The sequence below is a fragment of the Calothrix sp. CBUCES-K 9914 genome (genome assembly GCF_059640475.1).
Genome location: NZ_JBXXZH010000058.1, coordinates 1 through 15,153, shown reverse-complemented (window position 1 = coordinate 15,153; position 15,153 = coordinate 1). Strand labels below are relative to the sequence as shown.

Sequence of the window (15,153 nt, the reverse complement as noted above, 5' to 3'; positions counted from 1 at the left end):
CGCCAGCGAAACCCAACAAACCCAACATCTTACCAATACCTTCGCCAAATTTATGAACTGGTAGAACACGGATTGGCTGGGTGGATACGCCCTAAATTGGTCACTCTGTGGAAAATTTTTGCAAGTAAAACTGGGTCTGGTTTTTCGGGAAGGAGTTTTATAGTTTCCTCAACATACTTATAACCTCGGAACAGCGCTTTCATATCTGTAATGCTAAAATCTGGGTTTAATTGGCGAAAGGGAGATAGCAATACTTGGGATAAATTAACCATGAAAAAGGCAAGATTTGCAGCATTTGTTACAGCAGTTTTACCGACATTCATAAAATCTTCTAGACCCCAAAACTGTTTAGCATCGCGAAAATTAAATTCAATTTGAAATCTCAGACTGTAATAATCAATTAACTTGTCATAACTTAAATCTAAGTTAGTTGAAAATAACACAGCACGACTTTGATGAGAGGTTTTAGTATTTGTCCGTACTAAAATGACAACGTTTAATGCCTGAGAAAATTCTTTGTGAAGAAGTTGTGCTTGATAAATATCTGTACGAATATTATCGACAGTCTCAGTTTTTTTGAAAAATTGTGATGGTATAAAAGAATAGTTAATTTTATCTCCATACTTACGGCGACATTTACGGCTAGGGTCTGGATTCTCAAAAGGAATATACAATGCCGAGTCATAACGCATCTTACTAATTAGCTGTAAACCTAACTGCCGAGCCATAACCAAGGCATTATTATTTCCAAAATGACCATCCAAAACTAAGTAAGTCAGGGGTAAAAAATTACCTATTTTTTTAAGTAAGTCCTGAATTAAATGACGAATACGTAGAAGCTCTAAAGTAAAAATTACTTCTGTTTTATCTTTGTTCTTACTACCCTTTGGGCGCCCACCCTTCTTTTTCAGAGTTGCTTGATTTGGATTTGATTGAGATTTTTTATTCTGTTTTTTTGATGTCTCACTCTTTTCCACTTTTGGTTTTATTACTTGTTCAATACTAATAGGAAATGCTTTCCTTTGTTCAATGCTGACTAAAGATAATGCAAAAAATGATAATCCCAGTATCGGCTTGTCGCACAAAGATGAGAAAAATCTATCAATACCATAACTGTTATTGCCTGATTTACTAACTATTACTTCATCTCCTGCTAGTAAATATGTTTCTTTACTGCGAAATATATGTTCTTTAAAAAAGACCCAAAACAGTGCCGCCCAAGGTAATGAAGAAGCAAAAAAACGTTGTATAGTTCTATAGCTTCCCCCTTTTCCGCACCACCTTGATATACCCAGCATGGTTATTCTTCCACTCCGAAGCCAGCATTGCTGGTATGATTCGACTCCACCGTCTTAAAGTTGTTCTTGTCGTGTGTCGCTGTAGGCATTCCAATAGTGCTAATATATTTGGCATGGGCTTTCTGGGAGTGTTTGAGTTGTAGTCTGGTAAACATAACTCTACTACAGAAGGCCCTCTTTATTTTGGCGAAGGTATTGAATTATTAAGCAGGTTCGTGGTTCCATGAGTCAGCGAGCTTTTGGCAAGCTTTTGGGAGTTTCTGCTACAGCTGTTAACATGTGGGAAAAAGGTTTAAAAGTCCCAGATACCGAGAATTTAGCTCAGATTGCAGCGCACGCTGGTTACTCTATTGAACAATTACTCTCTTCCATAGAAGGTAAGCCAATACAACAAGCTTCTGATTTAAGCTTGATTTTGAGGCAAATCAAGCATATGCCTTTATCTCAGGTTGCTCAGATTGTTCAGGCAGGCGCCAGTCGATTGGCTGCTGCGGTTGAATCTTTGGAGGAACCAAAGGCTAGCTAGCGAAATTCTTTACTTTTGTTTGTAACTAATAACTTATCCGTTACATCCGTTGTATCCGTTGCAAACTCCACCTAACCTACACGGATAATGTTTTTGACATGTAGATATTTAGATTACTTGAATTTACCTGATTTAGTAATAAAAGCAGGTAAGGTATTACGCTGTTTTGTTATCTTGTATTTTTTAGATTACAGTAGAACAAATATTCTTTTTTGAGATTTTTAAAGTACTATGGTACTAAACCGGGATTAATCATAAATTAATGACTTATACAGTACATAATAACTATGATGCTAGGGTAGGAACTCGATTGCCTGTAGAGGGAGGCATGGAGAGAAGACGTGTGTTTGAGGCGCCTTCTAAATATCAGGCATCAGCAAACCAAGTATCGGCGAAACCGTTTTTGAAATGGGCTGGGGGTAAGGGGCAGCTTTTGGAGCAGATAAGTAATTATTTGCCGCCAAGCTTATCGAATGGTTCAATTAAAAGATATGTTGAGCCGTTTATAGGAGGAGGAGCGATGTTTTTTCATCTTGCTTCTTCGTGTTATCAGTCAGGTATCAATGAGTTTTTCATTTATGATATTAATCCAGAATTGATACTTGCCTATATAACGATTAAAAATGATTTATATGCTTTGATTGATGCTTTGTTGAAAATTCAATCAAAATATTGGTCTTTGTCGGATGTAGAGAAGAGTCAATATTTTTACCAGATGCGAGAGAAGTTTAATTTACAACGAAAGAAGATTGATTTTAATATATTTAGCAGTAATTGGGTAGAACGCGCGGCTCAATTAATATTCTTGAACCGTACTTGTTTTAATGGATTATTTAGAGTGAACTCCAAAGGTGAGTTCAATGTTCCTTGTGGCAAGTATAAGAAGCCTTTGATTTGTAATGTAGATAATTTGAAGGCAATATCATTAGTGTTACAAAAAACTCACATTCATCTGGGAGATTTTACGAAGTGTAAAGAATTTGTCGATGATAAGACTTTTGTTTATTTTGACCCACCGTATCGACCAATAAGTAGTACTGCTAATTTTACTAGCTATTCCGAGAATTGTTTTAGTGATAGTGAACAGTTAAGGTTGAAAGATTTTTTTGATGAGTTACATTTGAGAGGCGCCAAGCTGTTATTGAGTAATTCAGACCCGAAAAATGAGATAATCACCGATAACTTTTTTGAAGACGCTTATCGTGGATATAGAATTGAGCGAGTTAAAGCCGCGCGTAAAATTAATTGTAATGCTTCTAAACGTGGTCAAATTAGTGAGCTTTTAATTATGAATTATTAAATGTAAACCATTATATGAAAAATAGCCCAATTTTTCAAGACTTTTTAGGAAGTGCTGCTACCAAAGACGTATTTAAGCACTTCAAAAATACTTTAACTGATTCCATAGCAATATGGGATTATTTTGTAAATTGGCAAAAAGTTTTTTCTAATTTTAAAAGCGTTGAACTTCATTTGAATACTCTTAATTATTTAATCGGCAAAAGTAATATAGAACAAGAGTTTCGTGAACTGTTACAAACTTATCCAGCTATTTACAGCGCAATTCCTATTTTAATAGCTTGTCGAACAAGGAATTTTAAAATCTTAACTAGTTTTGCCAATGGAAATTTTCATTACAAAGGGTTTAATTTTAGTAGTCAGTCTCTTTTGTTTCCAGAAAATATAGAACAAGCTGTGGAGTTTGCCAAAGAAACTGGTGTTTTAGAATTGTTTGAAAACCGTACTATCAAGAGTATTCCTGATTACGTTTTAGGAATTGAAGTAGGACTTGATAGTAACGGTAGAAAAAATCGTGCAGGAGACACTATGGAGCTTATTGTTGAAGAACTTATAAAATCTATTTGTGGCGCCAATAATTTTCCATATATTAAACAAGCTAACGCTGAGAAGATTCTGACAACTTGGGATATTTTAGTTGAGGTAGATAAATCTAGTCGAAGATTCGATTTCGCAATTAATAATCATGGACTACTTTATTTGTTAGAAGTAAATTTCTACAGTGGAGGTGGTTCTAAATTGAAAGCCACAGCAGGTGAATATAAGACACTATACGATTTTTTGTCAGGACAAAATCATAAGTTTATTTGGATTACTGATGGGTTAGGCTGGAAAGAGACTCTTAAACCTCTCGAAGAAACTTTTAATTATATAGAATATACCCTGAATTTAAATATGGCTTCAAGTGGGTTACTTTCTGAAATCATTAAACAGAAGCTTTAGAATATAAATAAATCTGGTTTCTGATTGCCGCCAATTCTTTCAGCATGTTTACTCTTGTTGGCATGTGTTTGATTTTATAGGTAAATTCTTCAGCCGAACTAAAGACATTTATTGCTTCTTCAATATACGCAGTCCCAGCGCGCGCTAATGCCACTGCTAAATCTTGTAGTTCCTTTGCCTTAACAACTGGACTATTCTTTAAAAGACTTAACACTTCTTTAGCTTCATGATAACGTCCCGCTTTTGCTAAAGCTGACGCTAAGTGTTCTAATACTTCGATACGTGCGAAAGAATCTTCCTCTATAAGAAAAGCAACTTTCTTTGCTTCGTCTAAAAGTGCGGGGTTGTACTGTAAATTTTTTACAAGCGATTTATAAATAGTCATTAAAGCAGCAAATTCAGTGACTAAGTTTGAGTGGAAAAATCTCTTTTCTGATTTCATGCATCTTGATTGTATTGCGACACTACTATTTAATAGGCGCCATCAAGGGAAATTTATGCACTTTTCTAGAAATTTTTCTCTATGTAACGATTCGATGCACAGGTAGGATGCCTATGCTACGACCAATTATTATGTTATTCTGCTGCGATGCCAGTGGCAGTTAAGGCGGAATAATCAAGAGGTGACTCTTCGATGTTTTGAGTTACTGTAGCGAATGCAAAGTCATCAATACCGCGTCCAAAGGCGAACTGCAAGGAGTTGATAAGGTTTTTATTGGATAAGGTAAGGAAAATTACAACTGCTAAACAAGTTAAGGCGCCAGCAACGCCAAACATGTTACCATAGCCAACTAGTTCGGCGATAGAACCACCAAGCGGTCCTGCAATTGCAATACCCAAGTCAAACCCTGCTACACATAAAGCAAATACTCGTCCGCGTTCTTGCGGTTGTGAACGGTCTGCTATTAGTACATCCATTGTTGAAAGAAATGTACCACCTCCGGCGCCCTCAAGTATTGCTGACACGATAAATGATAAATCATTGTTTGCCTGCCATAGTAATAACATTGACAGTGTATAAGCAATCAAACCAAGGGTAACAAATAAACCTCTGCCAATTCTGTCACTTGCCCTGCTAGTAAAAAATCGTGAACTTAAGCTGGACAATGCTGCAATTGTGTAAAACAACCCGCAATCAAAGTCAATATGTATAGATTTGATAAATAGTGGGATAAAAGTATTTAACGTACCCACTGCTAACCCAATTAGTAGCATAGTTAGCGCCGGAACTCTTACCCTCGCACTCAATATCATCTGCAAAAAACTTTCGTCTTTACCAGTATCGTCTGATTGTTGAGGTACGGGAATATTTTCTATTGGCAGTATAAATAAAAGCGAGAGTAAACCTAAGATAGCGGTGGTATTAAATAATAATGTATAATTTGCATGTTCTTGGATATAAGTACCAATTGCTGGACCAAGCGCTAAACCCACTGCTCCAGTCAAAGTCATGTAACCCAAAACTTCACCGCGATTTTCAGCCGGAGCAATGTCAGAAACTAATGCTGCATAAGCTGTTGTGAAAGCTGCGATACTTATACCGTGAAACGCGCGTAACGCCATTAACCCAGGTATTGATGTAAATATTTGATAGCCTAGTGGTGCAATCGCTGCAACAAAGGCGCCAATAATTAAAACAATTTTACGGTTACGTCGGTCTGCTAGTTCTCCTAACTGAGGACGAAATATTAACAAACCAATGGCAAAACTGCCCATGACAATACCGACTTCCCCTTTAGACCCTCCCAAGTCCTCAATGTACAGTGGTAACGTTGACAATAACGCTCCAATGCTCGACCAAAATAATAAACCGGCTGCGAATAAAATCAGCATGTAATTACGTATTTTGCTGTCCAACCGTAGAAGTACTTCCAATCGTTTTACCTTATTTTTTATACTAAGTGTTTATCGTAAAAATATGTTTAATTCACCCTTTAATATGACAATTTCCGAAATGGTATAGTGTGATACTAGCCAAGCAAAAATGCTTCTTAACTGGGTATGGAGCTATTAATTTACTTCAAAAATGCAATTATTTATATATTACGATTTTTTGCGTTTAAAAAGGCTAATACTTTTTATAGATTCTTGTTGAAACAACTTGAACTAGAATATTGCCCCAAAATATACCTAAAGGTGGGAAGACAAGACTTGCGCTTCTTGTTGTAACGTGGTAAAGACGCTTCTAGGTACTAAATTTTACACATCTGCGAAAAAGTCAGGCTATAACAGGTAAAGTCTAAAATTACAGGTGCAGCCATGACATTACGTAACGAACCCGCAGATTGGCAATTAGGTGTACACGAAAGTTACATGCCTGTTTATTATAAAGGCGCCGTAGCTGGGTTTTTCAATAAAGAATATTCGGAAACGATAATCAAACACTTAAACGAAGACGAGTTATTGAAAAAAGCGCTCGCGAAAGCATGTACTGATTTACTTCGACAATCAGGTGGTGATGCTAGTCAAGTTAAAGAGCTAATTAAGAAATATCTAAAAACCAGCGAGCGTCCAAAATATGGAACGTTTGCAGTTGCAGGCTTTTTACGTGAAAGACAGCAAGAATTAGATTTAGGCGATAAGGAATTTGCCAAATTTTGCGACACGTTCAAAGTCTCACCTGTCGAACTCAACAACATTTACGCAGGAGAAGCTATTGAAGACGGATTGTTGGCGCCGCTTTCCCGCATCTTAGGCATCTCAAAAGATGAGCTACTAAAAGTCAGAGACGGCAAAGAAAACAACGATGCACCGTAGCATAGGCGTCTCGCCTGTGCAGTGTTCAGGCGATATACCACAAACCAGCAACCAAAACAAATAACTCATCAAACAAATATACAAGTATAAAAAAATATTAGTATATTTCCGTAAAAGACAAAATCAAAGTTGGTATAGATTAAGATAGTCTAGAACTACTTATCGTTTTCTTTACCAAACTTTGATCTTGAGTCGCGATTATGGCTGATGTATCAAACGTAAAACTTATAATTGGTTTCAACGACCCTGACTTGGACTTGAGAAAAACAACATTTATAAAGAGGCAGGGTTAAAAGCTATGTTTGGACAAAGCGACTTGAGGAAAACAACATTTTACTGTATGGTAGTTTTCCCGCAGGGTAGTTATGCATAAACTGATACGTATCTCTACGCATTAATAACTAATTAACAATAAACACGTTTTGAATATTACCGATTAATTTAGTCCATTAAAATGGACTTGAGCTATTAGCCTATGGGTTTTAACCCTAGGCGGGTATGAGCGTGGTGATAAAGTTGGTAATATATATTACATGTTGTCAAGAAAGTGCAAGACCCAACCTACAAGTAGAAATAAATATCAAAATTTTGTTCTGACGTTACATGTAACGTCTCTACATTCGCATTAATTTTTGTTAAGATTGGACACGAAGCGTAAACGCGCGCACTTTACCACTCATTCCCTACCTTGGAGACACTGGATGCTACGACTCGAACATATCAGTAAAATTTACCCGACTGGTGAAGTCCTCAAGGATGTTAATTGGGAGGTTAAAGCCGGTGACAGAATTGGTTTAGTTGGGGTTAACGGCGCCGGTAAGTCCACCCAACTTAAGATTATCACAGGTGAAGTTGAGCCGACTTCGGGTGAAATAATTCGTCCTTCTAGTTTACACATAGCTTACCTCAACCAAGAGTTTGAGGTAGACCCGTCACACACTGTTAACGAAGAATTTTGGACGGTATTTAAGGAAGCAAACGAAGTACAGTTGGCGTTGGCACAAGTACAGCGCGATATGGAAAGTGCCACACCCGAAGAACTTGATAAGTTAATTAATAAGTTAGATAAGTTACAGCGTCAGTTTGAAGCACTTGATGGTTACGGGTTAGACGCGCGCATTGGCAAGATTCTACCAGAAATGGGTTTTCAACTCGAAGATGGTGAGCGTTTAGTAAGTGCTTTCAGTGGTGGGTGGCAAATGCGGATGGGTTTGGGTAAGATTTTGCTGCAAGAACCTGATTTGTTACTGCTGGACGAACCTACGAACCATTTGGACTTAGAAACTATCGAGTGGTTGGAAGGTTATCTCAAGAAACTGACTACTCCAATGGTGATAGTATCTCATGACCGAGAGTTTCTTGACCGTTTATGTACTCAAATAGTCGAAACTGAACGCGGTGTTTCTTCTACATATTTAGGTAATTATTCTTCTTATCTGCAACAAAAGGCTGAAAACCAAGCTGCACAACTAAATGCTTTTGAACGTCAGCAAAAAGAACTCGAAAAGCAACAAGCGTTTGTAGAAAAATTCCGTGCTAGTGCGACTCGTAGTACTCAAGCGAAAAGCCGAGAAAAGCTACTTGATAAAATTGAACGTATTGAGGCGCCTACTGGTTCAGTACGTACTTTACACTTCCAGTTTCCTCCTGCTCCCCGCAGCGGACGCGAAGTTATAATTATCAAGGATTTAACACATACATATGATGATAAAATCCTGTTTTTAGGCGCCAACTTAATAGTTGAGCGTGGTGACAGAATAGCGTTTGTTGCTCCTAATGGTGCAGGTAAGTCTACACTGCTACGCTTAATTATGGGAATGGAGGCGCCAAGTGAAGGTACAGCGAAACTTGGGGATCACAACGTAATTCCAGGTTACTTTGAACAGAACCAAGCAGAAGCACTCGATTTAAACAAGAGTGTGATGGAAACTATCCATGACGAAGTACCTACCTGGACAAACGAAGAAGTTCGGACAATTTTAGGACGGTTTTTATTTAGCGGTGACACTGTATTTAAAAATGTATCAGCATTAAGCGGTGGTGAAAAGGCACGGTTAGCACTAGCTAAGATGTTACTGCGTCCAGCGAATTTGTTAATTTTAGATGAGCCTACAAACCACTTAGACATTCCCGCAAAGGAAATGCTCGAAGATGCCCTGCAAAATTACGAAGGTAGCGTGATTGTTGTTTCCCACGACCGTTATTTTGTTTCCCAGATAGCAAATAAAATCGTCGAAATTCGCGATGGTGAGTTTCGTGTTTACTTAGGTGACTACCATTACTATCTCAGTAAACTAGAGGAAGAAAAAGAAGCCGTGCGTCTTGCTGCTGTCGAGCAAGAAAAAGCTGCTAAGAAAGCTGCAAAATCCGCTAAAGCTGGTGCAAAGAAAAAGTAAGAATGATTTTTTTAAGCAAAATCATGTAGGGTAGGCATCTTGCCTGCCCTTTTTTGAGTTTATAAAGAACGGGCGGGACGCCCATTCCACAAGATATCTCATTCCACAAGATAAATTAATGAGAATTTTTAGCATTTATTGAAAGTTAGCTAAATACAAATTTGAAATTACTAATTGGTTACAGCAAATTGCATTAGAAAATGTAATTTGATAATGTCGAGATTATTCATGGTTCGGTTGGCGCCGATACAGTCAAGCAAGATATGAATAAACTGCATCTATTGAATGACAGTGCTGAATGTAACTATAAGTATTTAATGATTAAGAAATATCTAAAAAAACGTATATTTGTAATAAGAGAAGCTAATAAGCAAAAATTCACTTGCGATGACAGGTAGCAGTGGTATTATTCGGATATTACAAAAAGTAAAGGGCAGTTTTATTATGACCAAGGCACCTGTTGCTCCCGTGGTGCTAGTCATTTTAGACGGATGGGGCTACTGCGAAGAGACAAAAGGAAATGCAATTGCACAGGCTAAGACCCCAGTCATGAATAGCCTATGGTCGGCATATCCACACACCCTCATTCGCACGTCAGGAAAAGCCGTCGGTTTGCCAGAAGGTCAAATGGGTAACTCAGAAGTTGGTCATTTGAATATTGGCGCTGGTCGAGTGGTACCGCAAGAGTTAGTACGCATTTCAGATGCGGTAGAAGACGGTTCCATTAACTCTAACCCAGCGTTAGTAAAGATTTGTCAGGAAGTCCTGAGTCGAAATGGCAAACTGCACATGGTCGGGCTTTGTTCTGAGGGAGGTGTACACTCCCACATTAGCCACCTGTTTGGACTACTTGACTTAGCTAAAGCGCAAGGTATTTCCCAGGTTTGTATTCACGCGATCACTGATGGTCGTGATACTACACCTAAAGAAGGTGTAGAAGCAGTAGGACTAATTCAAAATTACATCGACCGTATCGGCGTTGGTAAAATAGCGACAATTAGCGGTCGCTATTACGCTATGGATAGGGATCGTCGTTGGGATCGAGTTAAACTTGCCTACGATGTGATGACTATTGATGGTGAGGGTAATGGACTCTCGGCAATGGAAACTGTCAAAGCGTCTTATGCTGCTGACATAACCGACGAGTTTATTGTTCCCGTGCGGTTAGCACCAGGAGCAGTTGAAGCTGGCGATGGTGTTATCTTTTTTAACTTCCGCCCTGACCGCGCGCGGCAGCTAACTCAAGCTTTGGTGAGTCCTAATTTTAACGGTTTTGAAAGACAATTAATTGCGCCACTGTCTTTTGTGACTTTTACTCAGTATGAACCTGAGTTACCAGTCGGTGTTGCATTTGAGCCACAAAATCTTAGTAACATTTTGGGAGAAGTAATTTCGCAACAGGGTTTAAAACAGTTCCGCACTTCGGAAACTGAAAAATACGCCCATGTAACTTATTTCTTCAACGGTGGTTTAGAAGAACCCTTCCCAGGTGAAGACCGCGAACTCGTATCGAGTCCAATGGTGGCAACTTATGATAAGGCGCCTAAAATGTCTGCTTCGTCCGTCACCGATGTAGCATTAGCTGCTATAGGGAAGCAAGTATATTCACTAGTGGTAATAAATTATGCCAATCCGGATATGGTGGGGCATACAGGTCAAATTGAAGCCACAGTGGAAGCTATTGAAACAGTAGACCGTTGTGTGGGGCGCCTGCTAGAAGGTGTAATTAAAGCAGGTGGCACGGCAATTATTACAGCTGACCACGGCAACGCAGAACATATGTTAGATGAAACGGGCAATCCTTGGACTGCTCACACTACAAACCCAGTACCCTTAATATTAGTCGAAGGCGAAGGAGCAAAAATCCCCGGACACGGTACAGAGGTTAACTTACGCTCAGATGGTAAGTTATCGGATATTGCCCCAACAATTTTAGACATTTTGCAAATTCCCCAACCTGTAGAAATGACTGGGAAATCCTTAGTACAATCTGCTGAGTACGAAGTGCGAAACAACCGCACACCTGTATCGGTGGGAATGTAGAATAGTAGACAGTTATAACGCGAGTAGGTGGGGCTTTGCCCTACTTACAAGGCTATTAACTATTAACCTTTTTTATCTAATTTTGGTTATGACCGTCACTAACATTGTTCAAGGAATCTGGACATTCTCTGCTGTTGGCTTAATTATTTTGGTATTACTTCACAGTCCCAAAGGTGATGGTATTGGCGCCATTGGTGGACAAGCTCAATTATTTAGCAGCACCAAAAGCGCTGAAAGTACTCTTAACCGTGTGACTTGGGCATTAACTGCTATATTTATGGGCTTGACCGTTGTATTAAGCGCTGGTTGGTTGCCTAAATAACCAGCAAGACATTATAGGGGAGGATAGGGCAATGGGAACGGAACAAAATTACTATAACCGTAACCCTAGACCCAATATCCTGTTTCTAGGAATATTATTAACTACTTGGCTGCTAGTTATAATCAACTCGCAGTTTATTGTCATTGGGCAAACACCTTCAATTACACATCCTTTACCATCAACACTCGCGCGTTGGCAAGACGCAAAAAATAGCGGTGATTATTTCGACGCTGTGAAACCAACGGAAGTAGGATATTTAGTCTGGTCAAATTTTCCCGTCAAGGTTTATATCGAAACGCCAAAAAATCTCAATAACAATCAAGCAGACACATGGGTAAAAGCTGTCTCATCAACAGTTCAAGAATGGAATGCTTATTTACCGTTACAGATAGTTAAGGAATCAGAGTCAGCGGATATTACGATTTTAAGAAAGGCGCCACCACTTCAAGGAAACCCACCGCGCGCGCGTTCTGCACAGACGACATATAATTTGTATACAAAAAATAATATCTTATACCATCGATTTAATATTTTATTAAGTCCCAGTCAAATGGGTGAATATCTTATTGCAGCCGTGCGGCACGAACTTGGACACGCATTAGGTATTTGGGGACATAGCCCACTACAAAGCGACGCTTTATACTTTTCCCAAGTCCGTAACCCACCATTAATCTCAACTAGGGATGTGAACACCCTAAAAAAGGTATATGAACAACCAACTAAATTAGGTTGGCAAAAATAAATTCTTGTATCTTGTGGAGCGGGCATCCCTGCCCGCCTCATTGTATAGGTATGTAAGAACGGGCAAGGATGCCCATTCCACAAGATAGTTAATTTAATTTTTAAAAGTTTTGAATTACAAAAACTCTTCTTAAAAATCAGTTAAATTTACCATCCCCAACTGCCAGGAATACCTTTAAATGGTCCTACGATATCTTTGGTTATCCAACCACCGTAGAAATTTCCTGGTTGCGGCGCCACTTTTTCACCATCTACATAACACGCATCCATTGGATGTGCATAAAAAGCTACATAATCTTTGAGAGATTCAAATTTAGGTGTGGGGTTAGGATAGAACCAGGCAACGTTTTGTAATTCTTTTTCACCTACACGCAATGTGTAATATCCTGCTGCTCCTTTCCACTCACAAAAACTAGATTGTGGCATTTTTATGAGATATTCCATCTTAATGTCCGCAGGTGGAATATAGTAAACTGGGGGATGGCTAGTTTCTAATACTCGCTTTGCATTGTGAGTATCAGCGATTATTTCACCGTTAAAAATAATCTGAATATATTTGCTCACATCTTCCAAACGTGGTGGACGTGGATAGTCCCATACTGACTCCTGTCCGGGTTGAGGTTCAATGCGTTGCGGTCTCATAAAGCTATAGTATAAGTATAATTACTCTAATTTTATATTAACAACTAAGCTTTATGACCAATAGCTAAAAAAGTAGTGATATCCCACCACACACCTTTTTCAGTAGCTAATGCTTCTATTCGTGTATCATATTCAGCTTTAATTTGCTCCCGTTGTAGATGTGGGTAACTTTAACAAAGGATTATCTTGGTAAGATATTTTCCAAATTGCTGTTGCAGAAGCGCGCGGAAGTTTCATTAGTTTTTAGATGTTGGCAAATATTGATTTGATTATTGTGTTTTTTGCGCTGTTACAAAAAATATTGATGCATCACACCAGGCGCCTTGTTCAGTTACTGGTAATGCTTGAACTTCTTTTATATATTCTGCAAAACATTCTTGCAGTTTTTCGGGCGCCAGTTGTTGTACTTGGTTGCCAAATACGTTTTTAGCGTTAACTTCCCATATTTGTTGTGCGCTATCTACGTCAGGGGTAAAATACCAGCCAAACTGCTCTTGTTGAATTGTAATATTCTGAAAACCTGCTGCTTCTAACAATTGCTGGCATTTTTGCGGTGTACCTAGTGGTGCATTTGGGTTGGGTACATTAATACCATATCTAGCTGTAACTTCTCGAAATAAAATAGAGGTTGTAAATGCATTTTCTGTCCAAGCGTTAAATACTAGTTTTCCACCTGGTTTGAGAAAACTATGCCATTTTTGTAAAGCTGTAGGAATATTAGTTAGATAACAAATTGCTAGCGAACACAATATTACATCAAAACTGTTTTGCTCAAAGTCTATTAGTTCGGCATCAGCTTCGATAAATTCTACATTTTGTAAACCAGAGGCAGCTAGTTTTTGTTTAGCATTACTTAACATCCCCGCAGAAATATCTATTCCAATTACTTTGGATTGGGTGCCTGCTTTTTCTGCTGCTGCTAAGGCTAATATTCCTGTACCTGTGGCAATGTCTAATATTGTGCGCGCGCTTTGTAGGTTTGCTACTTCTATTAATCGCTGGGCAATTGGTATGTAAAATCTACCACTGTCATAATTGGTACGAGAATTAAAGTCAGCGAGTAATTGCTGTTTGTAGTGTTTTATCTGTTCTGGTTCTGACATGGATATGCTTTTTATGTTCTCTGTTTCTCTGTGTAAGAGTGGTAATTATTTTTTTACCACAGAGGCGCAGAGGGAACAGAGGTTATATCATAATACATCAATAATGATTCTTTTGCCTGTGGATTCAGAATCAGAAAAATTATAATAAGATTCCCGACTTCTTAGAGAAGTCGGGTGTTTCCGGGGCTGTGGTTGTCAGTGGCACTGTGAATATTGCCATTCCCTAGATAGTTTATAAATAAAAATCCATACCGTAAATAATATTATTGTGCAGACCGCACGCAACAGATGCACTCATCTCAAGCTACAATCCTAAATATGAAATTAATACTCGTGGCGCCTGACTACTCGCTGTATACTGCGTTTCAACAATACTTTGCTTACTTCCCGAATGTTGAAATAGTCAATAATTACTTTGAGCAGCTAAAAGAATTTGATTGCTTGGTAAGTCCTGCTAACTCGTTTGGAATGATGGATGGTGGTATGGATGCGGCAATTATCAAGTTCTTTGGTATTTCTCTAGAAAAGAGAGTCCAGCAGCAAATACTTGAAGATTATTTGGGAGAACAACCAGTTGGTACATCATTTATTATTGAAACTGGACATCCTAAACATCCTTTTTTGGCACATACTCCTACAATGCGGGTGCCAATGACTATTAAATGTACTGATGTCCCTTATACAGCAATGTGGGCAATGCTATTGGCAATTCGACAACACAATAGAAATTCCAATCACCCAATTAATAGCGTAGCTTGTCCTGGGTTGGGAACAGGCATTGGACGAGTACCTTATTGTGAAGCAGCTAGACAGATGTCCGTTGCTTATGACCATTTTGTTTATCCATCAAAGGTTATCAACTGTTTTGTTGCAGCATCAAGGCAACTACAAATTTGGGAAGGGTCGTGAATACAAAAACCTAAAAAATACCCCCAACCCCCTTAACAAGGGGGGCTTTAATCCTCTTTTTTTCCCTTAATAATGAAACTTTAATTTCTCTTATTCCCCCCTGATCAAGGGGGAATGGCACGAAAAAAGGCAGAGGGCAGGGGGCAGAGGGCAGAAGGATGCGGAAGAATAAGGT

13 protein-coding genes and 1 pseudogene are annotated in these 15,153 nt (G+C 38.7%); 9 read left to right on the top strand and 5 right to left on the bottom strand.

Features of this window, described 5'->3' with window-relative positions; all coding sequences use genetic code 11:
• Positions 1-50 precede the first annotated feature (50 nt).
• Positions 51-1,413 (bottom strand): annotated as a pseudogene (locus tag AC2JBO_RS15455) (transposase).
• An 84-nt stretch (positions 1,414-1,497) separates the two neighbouring features.
• Here AC2JBO_RS15455 and AC2JBO_RS15450 point away from each other — a divergent pair.
• The 3 genes from AC2JBO_RS15450 (at position 1,498) to AC2JBO_RS15440 (ending at position 4,065) form a co-directional block, all read left to right on the top strand.
• The gene (locus tag AC2JBO_RS15450; RefSeq protein ID WP_496954573.1) at positions 1,498-1,824 is read left to right on the top strand and encodes a helix-turn-helix domain-containing protein; all 327 of its coding nucleotides are present in this window, start codon (positions 1,498-1,500) and stop codon (positions 1,822-1,824) included.
• 262 nt (positions 1,825-2,086) lie between these two features.
• Positions 2,087-3,124, top strand: a complete 1,038-nt coding sequence (locus AC2JBO_RS15445; protein WP_496954538.1) for a DNA adenine methylase — start codon at positions 2,087-2,089, stop codon at positions 3,122-3,124.
• 14 nt (positions 3,125-3,138) lie between these two features.
• On the top strand, positions 3,139-4,065 hold the full coding sequence (locus AC2JBO_RS15440) for a type II restriction endonuclease (RefSeq protein WP_496954537.1): 927 nt from the start codon (positions 3,139-3,141) through the stop codon (positions 4,063-4,065).
• Here AC2JBO_RS15440 and AC2JBO_RS15435 read toward each other — a convergent pair.
• Complete coding sequence (locus AC2JBO_RS15435; RefSeq protein WP_496954536.1) at positions 4,049-4,507, bottom strand: hypothetical protein; 459 nt, start codon at positions 4,505-4,507, stop codon at positions 4,049-4,051. The genes AC2JBO_RS15440 and AC2JBO_RS15435 overlap by 17 nt on opposite strands.
• A gap of 134 nt (positions 4,508-4,641) precedes the next feature.
• Positions 4,642-5,940 (bottom strand): MFS transporter, encoded by a 1,299-nt coding sequence (locus AC2JBO_RS15430; RefSeq protein ID WP_496954535.1) that lies wholly within the window; start codon positions 5,938-5,940, stop codon positions 4,642-4,644.
• A 384-nt stretch (positions 5,941-6,324) separates the two neighbouring features.
• Between AC2JBO_RS15430 and AC2JBO_RS15425 the strand changes: the two genes are divergently transcribed.
• The 5 genes from AC2JBO_RS15425 (at position 6,325) to AC2JBO_RS15405 (ending at position 12,325) form a co-directional block, all read left to right on the top strand.
• Complete coding sequence (locus AC2JBO_RS15425; RefSeq protein ID WP_496954534.1) at positions 6,325-6,822, top strand: hypothetical protein; 498 nt, start codon at positions 6,325-6,327, stop codon at positions 6,820-6,822.
• A gap of 701 nt (positions 6,823-7,523) precedes the next feature.
• Complete coding sequence (locus AC2JBO_RS15420; protein WP_496954533.1) at positions 7,524-9,218, top strand: ABC-F family ATP-binding cassette domain-containing protein; 1,695 nt, start codon at positions 7,524-7,526, stop codon at positions 9,216-9,218.
• 444 nt (positions 9,219-9,662) lie between these two features.
• A complete protein-coding gene (gpmI, locus tag AC2JBO_RS15415) occupies positions 9,663-11,261 on the top strand; it encodes a 2,3-bisphosphoglycerate-independent phosphoglycerate mutase (protein WP_496954532.1) in 1,599 nt (532 codons plus the stop codon).
• 88 nt (positions 11,262-11,349) lie between these two features.
• The gene (secG, locus tag AC2JBO_RS15410) at positions 11,350-11,583 is read left to right on the top strand and encodes a preprotein translocase subunit SecG (RefSeq protein ID WP_096689868.1); all 234 of its coding nucleotides are present in this window, start codon (positions 11,350-11,352) and stop codon (positions 11,581-11,583) included.
• Positions 11,584-11,614: 31 nt separating this feature from the next.
• A complete protein-coding gene (locus tag AC2JBO_RS15405; protein WP_496954531.1) occupies positions 11,615-12,325 on the top strand; it encodes a peptidase in 711 nt (236 codons plus the stop codon).
• Positions 12,326-12,471: 146 nt separating this feature from the next.
• On the opposite strand, the gene AC2JBO_RS15400 is transcribed toward AC2JBO_RS15405, so the two are convergent.
• Both AC2JBO_RS15400 and AC2JBO_RS15395 read right to left on the bottom strand, forming a co-directional pair.
• A complete protein-coding gene (locus AC2JBO_RS15400; protein ID WP_496954530.1) occupies positions 12,472-12,966 on the bottom strand; it encodes a DUF427 domain-containing protein in 495 nt (164 codons plus the stop codon).
• A 269-nt stretch (positions 12,967-13,235) separates the two neighbouring features.
• Positions 13,236-14,069, bottom strand: a complete 834-nt coding sequence (locus AC2JBO_RS15395; protein ID WP_496954529.1) for a class I SAM-dependent methyltransferase — start codon at positions 14,067-14,069, stop codon at positions 13,236-13,238.
• Positions 14,070-14,387: 318 nt separating this feature from the next.
• Here AC2JBO_RS15395 and AC2JBO_RS15390 point away from each other — a divergent pair, with 318 nt between their 5' ends.
• Positions 14,388-14,978, top strand: a complete 591-nt coding sequence (locus AC2JBO_RS15390; protein WP_496954528.1) for a macro domain-containing protein — start codon at positions 14,388-14,390, stop codon at positions 14,976-14,978.
• The last annotated feature ends 175 nt before the right edge of the window (positions 14,979-15,153 follow it).

Bases quoted from the DNA above. Each gene is read 5' to 3' on its own strand.
- AC2JBO_RS15445 (WP_496954538.1), top strand. From the start codon at position 2,087: ATGACTTATACAGTACATAATAACTATGATGCTAGGGTAGGAACTCGA.
- AC2JBO_RS15440 (WP_496954537.1), top strand. From the start codon at position 3,139: ATGAAAAATAGCCCAATTTTTCAAGACTTTTTAGGAAGTGCTGCTACC.
- AC2JBO_RS15435 (WP_496954536.1), bottom strand. From the start codon at position 4,507: ATGAAATCAGAAAAGAGATTTTTCCACTCAAACTTAGTCACTGAATTT.
- AC2JBO_RS15425 (WP_496954534.1), top strand. From the start codon at position 6,325: ATGACATTACGTAACGAACCCGCAGATTGGCAATTAGGTGTACACGAA.
- AC2JBO_RS15420 (WP_496954533.1), top strand. From the start codon at position 7,524: ATGCTACGACTCGAACATATCAGTAAAATTTACCCGACTGGTGAAGTC.
- gpmI (WP_496954532.1), top strand. From the start codon at position 9,663: ATGACCAAGGCACCTGTTGCTCCCGTGGTGCTAGTCATTTTAGACGGA.
- secG (WP_096689868.1), top strand. From the start codon at position 11,350: ATGACCGTCACTAACATTGTTCAAGGAATCTGGACATTCTCTGCTGTT.
- AC2JBO_RS15405 (WP_496954531.1), top strand. From the start codon at position 11,615: ATGGGAACGGAACAAAATTACTATAACCGTAACCCTAGACCCAATATC.
- AC2JBO_RS15400 (WP_496954530.1), bottom strand. From the start codon at position 12,966: ATGAGACCGCAACGCATTGAACCTCAACCCGGACAGGAGTCAGTATGG.
- AC2JBO_RS15395 (WP_496954529.1), bottom strand. From the start codon at position 14,069: ATGTCAGAACCAGAACAGATAAAACACTACAAACAGCAATTACTCGCT.
- AC2JBO_RS15390 (WP_496954528.1), top strand. From the start codon at position 14,388: ATGAAATTAATACTCGTGGCGCCTGACTACTCGCTGTATACTGCGTTT.